The organism is Syntrophales bacterium, assembly GCA_030655775.1.
In the GTDB taxonomy this organism is placed as follows: domain Bacteria; phylum Desulfobacterota; class Syntrophia; order Syntrophales; family JADFWA01; genus JAUSPI01.
On sequence record JAUSPI010000077.1, the window covers coordinates 1 to 11,792 of the forward strand.

10 protein-coding genes are annotated in these 11,792 nt (G+C 43.8%); 9 read left to right on the forward strand and 1 reads right to left on the reverse strand.

Features of this window, described 5'->3' with window-relative positions; all coding sequences use genetic code 11:
* The first annotated feature begins 257 nt into the window (after window positions 1-257).
* The 9 genes from elbB to Q7J27_04105 all read left to right on the forward strand — a co-directional run bounded on the left by elbB (window position 258) and on the right by Q7J27_04105 (window position 11,008).
* Window positions 258-914, forward strand: coding sequence for an isoprenoid biosynthesis glyoxalase ElbB (gene elbB, locus Q7J27_04065; protein ID MDO9528317.1), 657 nt, complete (start codon window positions 258-260; stop codon window positions 912-914).
* Between the two features lie 322 nt (window positions 915-1,236).
* Window positions 1,237-2,445, forward strand: coding sequence for an ABC transporter substrate-binding protein (locus Q7J27_04070; protein MDO9528318.1), 1,209 nt, complete (start codon window positions 1,237-1,239; stop codon window positions 2,443-2,445).
* A gap of 178 nt (window positions 2,446-2,623) precedes the next feature.
* Entirely contained in the window at window positions 2,624-3,451 is an 828-nt protein-coding gene (locus Q7J27_04075) for an ABC transporter ATP-binding protein (GenBank protein MDO9528319.1), read from the forward strand.
* 17 nt (window positions 3,452-3,468) lie between these two features.
* Window positions 3,469-5,415, forward strand: coding sequence for an AMP-binding protein (locus tag Q7J27_04080; protein ID MDO9528320.1), 1,947 nt, complete (start codon window positions 3,469-3,471; stop codon window positions 5,413-5,415).
* A gap of 726 nt (window positions 5,416-6,141) precedes the next feature.
* Window positions 6,142-7,020: a branched-chain amino acid ABC transporter permease gene (locus Q7J27_04085; GenBank protein ID MDO9528321.1), complete on the forward strand. Its 879-nt coding sequence runs from the start codon at window positions 6,142-6,144 to the stop codon at window positions 7,018-7,020.
* Between the two features lie 2 nt (window positions 7,021-7,022).
* Entirely contained in the window at window positions 7,023-8,093 is a 1,071-nt protein-coding gene (locus Q7J27_04090) for a branched-chain amino acid ABC transporter permease (protein MDO9528322.1), read from the forward strand.
* 45 nt (window positions 8,094-8,138) lie between these two features.
* Complete coding sequence (locus Q7J27_04095) at window positions 8,139-8,942, forward strand: ABC transporter ATP-binding protein (protein ID MDO9528323.1); 804 nt, start codon at window positions 8,139-8,141, stop codon at window positions 8,940-8,942.
* 333 nt (window positions 8,943-9,275) lie between these two features.
* Complete coding sequence (locus Q7J27_04100) at window positions 9,276-9,617, forward strand: GIY-YIG nuclease family protein (GenBank protein ID MDO9528324.1); 342 nt, start codon at window positions 9,276-9,278, stop codon at window positions 9,615-9,617.
* A gap of 134 nt (window positions 9,618-9,751) precedes the next feature.
* On the forward strand, window positions 9,752-11,008 hold the full coding sequence (locus Q7J27_04105) for an AMP-binding protein (protein MDO9528325.1): 1,257 nt from the start codon (window positions 9,752-9,754) through the stop codon (window positions 11,006-11,008).
* Between the two features lie 117 nt (window positions 11,009-11,125).
* Here Q7J27_04105 and Q7J27_04110 read toward each other — a convergent pair.
* Window positions 11,126-11,792, reverse strand: a 667-nt coding sequence (locus Q7J27_04110; GenBank protein MDO9528326.1) for an alpha/beta hydrolase, incomplete at its 5' end; no start/stop codon positions are given.

Consider the following 11,792-nt stretch of genomic DNA (forward strand, 5'->3'; position numbering starts at 1 on the left):
GAATCATCTTTTAACTCGTAGATAGAACAAAGACAGGGGACTGATTGATAAACCTCAGTCCCCTGTCTACTTAATCTGAAAATCCGGCATCTTGTTCAATATAATCAGGATATTTTGGTCAGTTTATTGTGGGAATCAACATGTGTATACTTACTTGACAGAATTGACCTGACATACGAAGGGATTAAAACATTTTTTATTAACTCAAAAAGAATTTTGTGGTATTGAGGGAAATATTAAGTTTTAAGGAGGCGAAAATGGCAAAAGTAGGTGTTGTTTTGTCTGGTTGTGGGTTTTTAGACGGGAGTGAAATTCACGAAGCTACCCTTACCTTATTTTACCTGGATAGGGCCGGCGCCGAAATAATCCAGATGGCCCCCGATATCGACCAGAGTGATGTGGTTGATCATTTGTTGAGTGAGCCGGTAGCGGGTGAAACAAGAGAAGTTTTAAAGGAATCTGCCAGAATATCCAGGGGAGAAATCAGAAAAATCGAAGAGATTAAAGCCGATGACCTCGATGCCCTGATCTTCCCAGGCGGGTTTGGAGCAGCAAAAATTTTGTGCAATTTCGCTTTCAAGGGGGTAGATTGTACGGTAAATCCTGAGGTAGAGAGATTGATAAGGGAAATGCATAGTGCCAAAAAACCTATAGGGTTTATATGTATTGCTCCTGTTCTTGCCGCTAAAGTATTGGGGACGGCCGGTCCTCAGTTGACAATAGGTACTGATAGGGGTACGGCGGATGCTATTGAGACGATGGGTGGAAAGCATGTTATGTGTGAAGTTGATGAAATTGCTGTTGATGAAGAAAATAAAATAGTTTCCACCCCTGCATATATGTTAGGACCTACCATTTCCAAGGTTGCTTTAGGTATCGAAAAACTGGTAGACAAGGTATTGGAGTTAGCTTAGAAGGTTAAACCTGACTTTCTACGAACTTGTCAAACCTTATTCTATTTTTTACTTGACTTTTATAAATGGTTCGTTTAGAAATTAAGGTAATTACAGACAGGTGTTCAGAGATGATAGACGTCAGTCATAACAGAGTGGGCAGGTTTTTTAGCTTCTTTAGCTTTTTTGGTAAGGTCTGCCTACTGCGCTCTTAACCTGAATTGGTATACTGAGTCGTGGGCAGGCCAGCTAAACTGCCCACGGCTTTTTATATATTTAAAGGCCGTGGAAGAATTTTCCACGGCCTTTTTTTTCATCAATAAGATTAAAAGGAGGAGAAGGTATGCGTAGATTGTTGAATTTTGTAGTTGTTTTAATAGTTGCCTGTGGTATGGTCTGTCTCGGTTCGGTGACCGGGGTGCAGGCAAAAACGGTAAAAGTAGGAGCGGCAATCAATCTGACCGGTCCAGCTTCCACCTGGGGGCAATTTCACGCTAAAGGCCAGCAGGATTATTTTAAATATGTTAATGAGGTAAAAGGTGGTGTCGCGGGGCATAAAATTGAGATGCTTCTTGTTGATACGGCTTACAAGGTTCCCGAGGCCGTTGCGGCTGTCAGGAAATTTGCAGTCCGGGACAAGGTAAGCATGATTGCTACCTGGAGTGCTGGGTCCGGGATAGCAGCAAAGCCGATTATACAGAAGTACAAAATACCGACAATTAATTATTCGACGAGCTGGGAGATTCTCCAAGAGCCCGTGGCTTACATGTATCTGCCTTTTGGCAGTTATAAGCTGGATTGTTATGCGGTAATGGAGTATATACGAACGATACATAAGGGAAAGGAAGCTCCTAAAGTCGGCCTGTTGACATATAATAATGCATACGGCCGGTCTATTCATAAGCCGAGCGTTGAATATGCGAAGAAGCGGAACATAAACATTGTGGCTATTGAGGAATTCCCGGCAAGGACAGTAGATCTTACCACCGAACTGTTGCGTTTGAGAAAAAACGGGGCGGAATATGTTTTTATGCAGATGCTTCCCGCCGCAATTATTACCACCTTCAAATGTGCGGATCGCATAGGGTATAATCCAGCATTTCTGGGAACATGGACGTCTACCGACCCTGATTTCTTTAAACTTGGAAAAGGCCTGATACGTGATCGTTTAAGAATCCAATTTCCCGGGGGGCTTCCGGTTGATAAAACACCCGGAATCAAATTAATGGAAGAGCTGTGGAAGAAATATAAAACAGTGGAAAATTTTGATGCCTCTTACTGGGAAGGGGTTGTCGTTGGTATGATTATGGAAAGGGCATTTGAGCGTGCAAATGCAAAATACGGGAAGATCAACAGTGAAACGATTAACAAAGCGATGGAGTCGTTTCGTGATGAGGATTTTGGAGGGCTTGTGCCCAATATTACCTATACAAAGACCGATCATGGAGCTTCATTCAAGGCGAGGATAGTTAAGGTTCATGAGGATGGCACATTCACGCCGCTGACGAATTTTTATGCTCCTGGAAAGGAAAAGATTAAACTTTTGAAGTAAGTTGCTACCGGCTGAAGCTGATAGCTTTAGGCACAAAGGCACATAGTTGCAAAGGCACAAAGTAAAATTTCTTTTTTTTCTTTGTGCCTCTGTGCTTTATCACTTTGTGTTACTGTCACACGTACAAAATTAAGACAAAGTTTTTGCTTTACAATTGGACAATAAGGGGCTCAAAACTATGAGGGCGTTGCGTGGTCAGCCCAGTATATTCAGTCCGGAAAAGACGGGCAAAGTGCAGGCTGAGCTGGAAGTAAAGAATCTTTCCCTGAACTTTGGCGGCCTTAAGGCTCTCAGTGAGATTGATATCTCTGTGCATACGGGAGAGCTGGTAGCAATCATTGGGCCGAATGGTGCCGGCAAGACGAGTCTGCTGAATTGTATTACAGGGTTTTACAGGGCTCAGAAAGGCCGGATTCTGTTTAACGGGAGAGATATTACCAATCTGTCAACCCATGAGCTGACAGGAATTGGGATTGGAAGGACATTTCAGAATATTGAGCTTTTTCCGGGAATGACTGTTCTGTCCAATATGCTCCTGGCTCGTCATATTCACTGTAACTACAGCCTTGGCCTCGCAGGCATCTTTTCGCCGTCGGTTCGCAGAGAAGAGGTCCACCACCACCGGATTTTGGAAGAACTTATAGATTTTCTGGAAATACAGGCCATACGTAAAGAACTGGTCGGGTCCCTCCCTTATGGATTGCGTAAGAGGGTTGAACTTGGTCGCGCACTGGCACTGGAACCAAAACTCCTGGTGCTTGATGAGCCGTTTGCCGGGATGAATCTTGAAGAAAAGGAGGACATGGTCAGATTCCTTCTTGAGTTAAATGAAGCATGGGGACAGACCATGATTTTAGTGGAACATGATATGTCCATTGTGATGAGCATCTCCAAGCGTGTTGTTGTCTTAAATTTTGGAGAAAAACTGACAGAGGGTTCCCCTGATATTGTCCAGAATCACCCAGAAGTTATCAAGGCATATCTTGGTGATACGGAAACGATTTAGAGTGTGGATTTAGTTGAATGGGAAGACATACTAAAATAGAGCAATTAGACGAGGAGACTCTCGCGTCCCATGCCCAGCATACACTGCCCCAGATACTCTTCGCACAGGCGAAGCGCTTCAGGCAGGAGAGAGTTGCCATTCGCGAGAAGGCGTATGGTATATGGCAGACATATAGCTGGGAAGATTACTCACGGTATGCTAAACATACCGGCCTCGGTTTTTTAGCTCTCGGTTTCAAGAGGGGTGAGAATATTGCAATTATAATGGATAATCACCCTGAATGGCTGTTCAGTGAAATTGGTGGACAGGCAGTAGGTGCCATAACTCTCAATCTTTTTACTTCAGCGGTAACAAATGAATTGAGTTCCGTACTGAACCGGATTCAGGCGGTTTATGTTGTTGCCCAGGACCAGGAGCAGGTGGACAAACTGCTGGATGCACGTGATAAACTTACACATATCCGTAGAGTTGTCTACATAGACCCGACGGGGATGAGAAACTACCGCAATAATCCGTGGCTGATCAGTTTTCGAGATTTCTTGGAGCTCGGCAGAGAAATGGACAATGAACAGCCTGAGCTTTTTGAACAGGAGTTATGGAAGGGCAGGGCAAATGATGTTGCATTGATGATTATGACTTCCGGTACAACGGGCATATCAAAACTGGCCATGTTGAGTCATCGAAATTTTGCCGAAATGGCGAGGGAATGGCTTGAAACCGCACCGATCGGTGTTGGCGCAAACTGGATGTCGGTCAGTCCGCCGGCGTGGGTCGTTGACCAGATGTGGGGGGTTGGCATTACATTGCTGGGGGGAATGGTCATGAACTTTTCGGAAACTCAGGAAACAATTGTTGATGACTTTCGAGAAATAGGACCAAGCGTGATTATTACCTCTTCACGGTTCTGGGAGGATCTGGCTTCAAAGATCAGGGTGAAAATCGGTGATTCAGGTTTAATTAACCGCAAAATTTTTGCCCTTTCGGAAAAGATCGGGAGGATGGTGGTTGACCGTGAATCTCAAAAACTGCCAATCCCTCTCTATTTACGATGCCTGAAGTGGATGGCATCCATAATCGTTTTCCGGCCTCTTCTCGATCGGGTCGGCTGTTCACAGTTTTTAAGCGCCTATACGGGAGGACATCCCATAAGCCCTGATGTAATACGGTTTTTCCGGGCAGTAGGATTAAACCTTAAACAGTGTTACGGACTTACTGAATCCGGTGGTATATTTCAGGTTCAGCCTGATGATGAAGTTAAGCCGGAAACTGTAGGCAAGCCCCTGCCTCGAACAAAAGTGAAAATTTCGGAAGATCAGGAAGTCCTTGTGTCGAGTGAATCAGTCTTTCAGGGGTATTACAATGATTTTAATGCTACTCAAGCGGCCTTTAATGACGGCTGGCTTTGTACCGGTGATGCCGGCTATATTGACGAAGACGGACATCTTGTTATTATCGGACGAAAAGAGGAGATAATACGTGACAAAGAGGGCAGGGCATTTTCTCCTGATTTCGTTGAAACGCGCCTGAAATTCAGTCCCTATATTCAGGAAGCGGTAATCTTTGGTGAGGGACGTCCTTTCATAACGGCCTTTGTAAGCATCGATATGGGAAACGTTGGTAACTGGGCTGAGGAACGGATGATTCCATATACAACCTATACAGACCTTTCCCAGCAATCTGCGGTTGAGGAACTTATTCTTGGCGAGGTGAGAGAGGTTAATACTCAATTGCCGGATCCGATGAAGATTAAAAAATTTATTCTTTTATACAAACTCCTTGATGCGGATGATGAAGAGCTGACAAGGACGGGAAAAGTTCGCAGGAGGTTCGTTTACGGGCTGTATATCAAGCTGATTGAGGCGATGTACGGCAAAGAGAGTGAACTGGAGGTCAAAGGCAAGGTGCGCTACCAGGATGGGCAGGTTGGCACGATTGAGACAAGAGTTAACATAATTACGGTTTGATGCACTCGTAAAAAGTCTCAAAATGTGTCATTTGTCATCCTGAACTTGTTTCAGGATCTCACTTGTTTCAGCATCTAAACATTTCAATATCCACTCTTGTCATTCTGAATTTATTTCAGAATCTCAGGAGACCCTGAATGATCCTGAAACAAGTTCAGGACATGATTCAGGGTGACAAAAAAAGACTTTTTACGAACTTGTCACGGGTTAGACGGTATAAAAAGAGTGCCTAAAGTGACCTAAAATGCCTAAAGTGAGCTAAAGTTATGGATAATAAAGAATTCGCCAAAGACCTTGAAAAGCGAACTCGAAAGTTCGGTGTGCAAATAATCCGTTTATCGACAGCCTTACCCGATACACCTGAATGTAGGGTTATAAAGAATCAGAATCACAAAATCTGGAACTTCCATTGGCGCAAATTACAGGGAAGCCAATCGGGCCAGAAGCAGGGCGGATTTCAAAAACAAGATTAAAATTTGCGAAAGTGAAGCGAGCGAAACGCAATATTGGCTGGAAGTGATTGTAGAAGCAAAATGGCTATCCTGGGAAAAAGTGAAATCTGAATATGATGAATGTAGTGAATTACTTGCTATTTTTACATCCATTGGGAAGAAATAAATGTAGTAAATTTTTTTAACTTTAGTTCACTTTAGCTCACTTCAAACTTTAGGCACTTAAATGACTTTAGTTCACTTCAAGCTTTAGGCACTTAAGCAGGAGGCAAGTATGGAATTTTTTCTTCAACTTTTTGTAAATGGCATAAGCATCGGGTTTCTTTATGGCCTATCTGCAATGGGCTTTGTCATGATTTTTAAATCATCAAGCGTTCTAAACTTTGCTCATGGCGAACTCATGGCCGCAGGTGCCTTCTTATTTCTTGCTCTGGTTACGTGGGCAAAACTGCCGATTGTCATTGCTTTTTTGGTGACGCTTGTCGGCAGCTTTATACTGGGGTTTGTTGTTGAACGACTCTTTCTGCGACCCCTGATTGGTGAACATCTTATTTATGTAATTATGTTGACCGTTGGGCTTGCCGCCATGTTCAAAGGATTGCTCTTGCTTATTTTTGGGGGAAACCTACATACCTATCCGGCTTTTCTACCAGAGAATCTTGCCATACGCATAGGTTTAATTTATGTTCCGCCGGAGTATATTGCTTCTTTTATAATAGGCATGATTTTTCTTCTGCTTTTTGGTCTTTTCTTTAAATATTCGTCACAGGGAATTTACATGAGGTCGGTTGCTGATAACCAGACAGCCTCACTCTCCCTGGGTGTTCATGTAAGAAGGGTCTTTGCCCTTTCATGGGCAATCGCCGCATTAGTGGCCGCCATGAGCGGTGTTGTTCTGGGAATTATCAACGGGATTAACGTTCATGAAATTAGCGCAATAGGTCTTAAGGTTTTTCCCGTGGTCATTTTGGGCGGGCTTGACAGTATCGGCGGGGCAATCATAGGTGGTCTCATTATAGGGCTTTTGGAAACCTTTACCGGTGGATATATTTCACCATCGCTTCGTGATGTTGTTCCTTATGGTGTTCTCGTCTTCATATTGCTGGTTAAGCCGTATGGACTTTTTGGTCTGGTAGAAATAGAGCGTGTTTAAAAATGCGAAGATTTCAATTTCACCCATGTGGGAATTTTAAGGAACGATACGAAGAGGAACTTGCTATCTTTGAGACGGATTTTGGCCGGCTGTGGTTATGTGTTGGCCTTCTTGTGCTCTTTGCTGTGGTTCCTTTGATAAGTGGACCATATACTCTTTATATATTCAATATGATTGGAATTGCGGCCATTGCCGCAATGGGGCTCAACATATTGATCGGATTTACGGGTCAGATATCCCTTGGTCATGGTGCTTTCTTCGGAGTAGGGGCCTATGCCGGTGCAATCCTGGCCACTTCTGTGGGCTTTCCATTCTTGCTGGCAGTTCCTGCTGCCGGCTTGATTACTGCGATGGTGGGTATGATTTTCGGAATACCCTCAGGTCGCCTCAAAGGGCTGTATCTGACTATTGCTACGCTTGCCGGACAGTTCATTATTGAATATGTCCTTGTGCACTGGGAAAGTCTTACCAGAGGCACTATGGGGATTACACTTCCCACGGCCACGATATTTGGGATAGAGTTAAGTAGTGACAGAAGCTTTTTTTATGTGATTTATATCTGTCTTATCTGCATGACACTTCTGGCGGTAAATTTGGTACGCACCAAATACGGCAGGGCATTCATAGCCATTCGTGACAATGATCGTGCCGCTGAAGGAATGGGAATACCAATATTTCGGTACAAGCTCCTTTCATTCGGTATCAGTTCTTTTTATGCGGGAATTGCCGGAGCCATCTGGGCGTTTTACATGATTAGCATCACAACCGAACCATTTACACTTGGACTCTCTGTCGAATATATCGCCATGGTTATAATAGGCGGGATGGGGAGTATTGCCGGTGCCATCTATGGAGCGATTTTTATTACCGGTTTAAATGAGGTTTTGCGCGGGGCAACGGATATTTTCATGAATCTCGGGATATCAGCGGGTATCGGACTTAACGTGGCGGCGCTTCGTGAATTTTCCTTTGGACTTATCATCGTCCTTTTCATTCTTTTTGAACCGAAGGGACTGGCCGAGGTATGGCGAATCATCCGTTCCAACTTCAGGCGGTGGCCGTTTTCGTATTAAAGAAAAGTGAGCTAAAGTTTTAAGTGCCTAAAGTGAGCTAAAGTTATGGATAATAATATTTTACTCCAACTGAACAATATCAGCGTGGTTTACTCGGATGTTATCCAGGTTCTCAAAGGAGTATCTCTTGCTGTTGAAAAGAACCGCATTGTGTCTCTGCTTGGCAGTAATGGTGCTGGCAAGTCTACTACTCTAAAGGCGATCTCAGGACTTCTCAAGCCGGAAAACGGAGAGGTGACGGATGGGACAATAATTTACGATGGAAGGTCTATTCAGAATTCAGCTCCTGAAGTCATTACTCGCCAGGGAATCATACAGGTTCTGGAAGGGCGTGAACCATTCAAATACCTTACCATTGAAGAGAATCTAAAAGTGGGTACGGCCACCCGATGGGGCAGTCCCTATAAAAAAGATTTAGAAATGGTCTACAATTATTTTCCTCCATTGTTGGAACGGAGAAAATCACTGGCCGGGTACTGCAGCGGTGGTGAATTGCAGATGCTCGTCATGGGACGGGCACTGATGGCGCATCCCAAACTTCTGCTTCTGGATGAGCCTTCGCTTGGTCTGGCGCCGTTAGTAGTAAAAGAGATATTCCGGATAATTACAAGAATAAATGAAGAGCAGGAAACCACTATAGTTTTGGTGGAACAGAATGCAAATATGGCCCTGCAGATAGCACACTACGGATACGTTATGGAAAACGGGAAGATTGTGATGGAGGGCGTCGCCGATGATCTGATAGAAAATCCGGACGTAAAAGAATTTTATCTCGGAGTGGGAGCGACAGGTGCGGTCAGATCGTATAAAGATGTAAAGTCATACAGAAGGCGTAAGCGGTGGCTGTAATGGTGCGTTGAGATTCTGAAATAAATTCAGAATGACAGAGTGAAGGTGTCATGCTGAACTTGTTTCAGCATCTCTTCACTCAGAATGACAGAGTGAAGGTGTCATGCTGATTTTGTTTGGCTGTCCCAAAATCCACCGCCTAATTTTACGAATTCCTTTAGTAATAAGGTCTTGCAGTAATTTTGCTTGCACCTGAGTACTACAAATAAAACATTATAAACCTATGTTTCTCAAGGGTTCTCCGATTTTGATGGTGAATCAGGGCTGTCATCCTGAACTTGTTTCAGGATCTTCTGTAAAATATGATTACTGATTAAATAACTTGAAGTTCCAATGGAACAACATCAATACTTTGTTTATATTCTGACTAACAAATCTAACAGGGTGCTGTATATTGGTATAACGAATAATTTATTGCACAGAATATACGAACACAGAAATAGATTGGAGGAAGGATTTACAAAGAAGTACAATGTCACAAAGTTAGTTTATTTTGAAGTAACAAGTGATGTAAATGCAGCAATAGCACGGGAAAAGCAATTGAAAAATTGGCATCGTCCTTGGAAAGTAAATCTAATTAGTCAGTTTAATCCAAAATGGAAAGATTTATATCCTTTCGTTACGGGAGAAGCGGAGTGGGATTCTTTACGAGATTCTGAAATAAATTCAGAATGACAGAGTGGGGATTCAGAATGACAGAGTGAAGGTGTCATGCTGAACTTGTTTCAGCATCTCTTCACTCAGAATGACAGAGTGAAGGTGTCATCCTGAACTTGTTTCAGGATATCTTCACTTAAAAGGAGACACAAATGGCAGACTTTTTTGACGATAAAGAGGATTTGGCCTTAACTGAAAGACAGGATTACTATGATCAGCGATTATCCGAAATGGTCAATCTCGGATATCAGAGATCGGAAAAGGTTAAAGATATACTTGATGAACTGGGCGTAAGTCCATCAGGCATAAAGACTTTAAAGGATATTGAAAAACTGCCAATAATTTCCAGAGAAAAACTTGTTGAACTCGAAGCGGCAGAACCTCCATTCGGCGGATTATGTGACCGGGATATTGAAATAGACAGAATCTTTACTTCACCGGGGCCTGTCTATGAACCGCATCTTGCGGAGACCGATTATCTATGGGCAAGAGCCTATCATGCTGCAGGTTTTAGAAAGGGAGATGTGGTTCTCAATGCCTTTTCCTACCACATGGTGGCTGCCGGCCTTACGTTCCACGGTGGGCTGAGGAATGTTGGTGCCACCGTAGTTCCTTCGGGGACTTCAGGTACCGAGATACAGGTACAGTTGATTCGTGATCTGGATGTAACAGGTTATACCGGCACCCCCAGTTTTCTGATGGCTATAATTAAAAAAGCCGAGGAGATGGGTTATGACTTTAAAAATGATTTCAAATTGAGGCGTGCAAGCTTTGCGGCAGAGCCGCTCGAGCCATCTCTCAGAGAAAAATTTGAAAAAGAATATGGAATAGATACATATCAGATGTACGGAGCCACCGAGGTAGGCGATGTAGCCTACGAGTGCCGTGAAAAAAACGGCTGGCATATTTGTGAGGAAGTAATCGTTGAAATCGTTGATCCTGCAACCGGGAAACAGGTCGGGCATGGAGAACTGGGTGAAGTTGTGGTAACCCGACTCAATAACATCTTTTTTCTTTTCAGGTTTGGGACCGGCGATCTCTCAAGTATTATCAGTGAAGCCTGTCCCTGTGGAAGGACGTCTTATCGACTGAGTGGTATTGCAGGGCGGGTTGGTGATGCTGTAAAGGTGAGGGGTCTTTTTATTGCCCCGAGCCAGTTAAAAAAGATTAGCGAACGGTTTGATAATGTAAGATTTCAGGTTGTAATCAGCAGGGCGCTTCATAAGGATATTTTGACAGTCAGGCTGGAAGCGAAGGGAGAAGTTGCTGACAGGGACGAATTACAGAACAGTTTTGAAAACTTTTTTAAAGAAATATGCACGGTCAAAATCGATAAAATTGAATTAATCAAGCCGGCCACATTATCCGAAGGCGATAAGCTCATTGTTGATCAGCGGAGCTGGGAGTGAAAAAGTATGCCGAGATTGCATGATTTTTCTTTAAATCCTGCCACGGGGGTAGGATAGGCGTCCTCGCCTGTCCATAGGGGTAAAAATAAATGCAATTTGGTATCACATTCCAATTTTCTATTCCTTTATTTTTTCTGCTAATTCCTTCACTGCCCGCATATAGTCCTCCATTCCGCGTAAAAAGATGTCGTTGTGATTGGCCCCTAAAATTTCGAGGAGCTTTTTATCCTTGGCGGGGGAGGCGTTATAGAGGGCCTGACCGTCTGCAAAGGGAAGGACATGGTCCTTCTCTGCATGGATAATCAGTGTGGGTTTGTCAAAGGTGCGGATTTTGTCGATGTTGCGAAACCCGTCTTCCTCCCCGATTCCAAGGTTCTTCATGTTGATACCCAGGAGACTGAGCAGGGTTTGGGAATAGGCGAATCCGCTTTCAATTATAGCCCCGTCTATTTTATCTTTATAGTTTGCCATCAGCTCCAATGCGGATGCACTTCCCAGCGATCTCCCCATCACAATAAATGGACCGGTATAACCATTTTCCTTGAGCCAGTTGTATGCATAACCAAAGACCAGATGTGAGTCCCGCATCATGGCAGTGATCGTGGGTGAACCGGTGGATCGCCCGTATCCCCTGTAATCAACGGGGAGGAAGTTGATGCCAGCCGACCTGTATAATATTCCTAAGTCATCATAATCCCTTGCAATCTCACCATTACCGTGAAAAAATAAAATGTTGGCACTCGTTTTCTCAGCAAGATGAAAACGTGCCCCTACAACCACATCC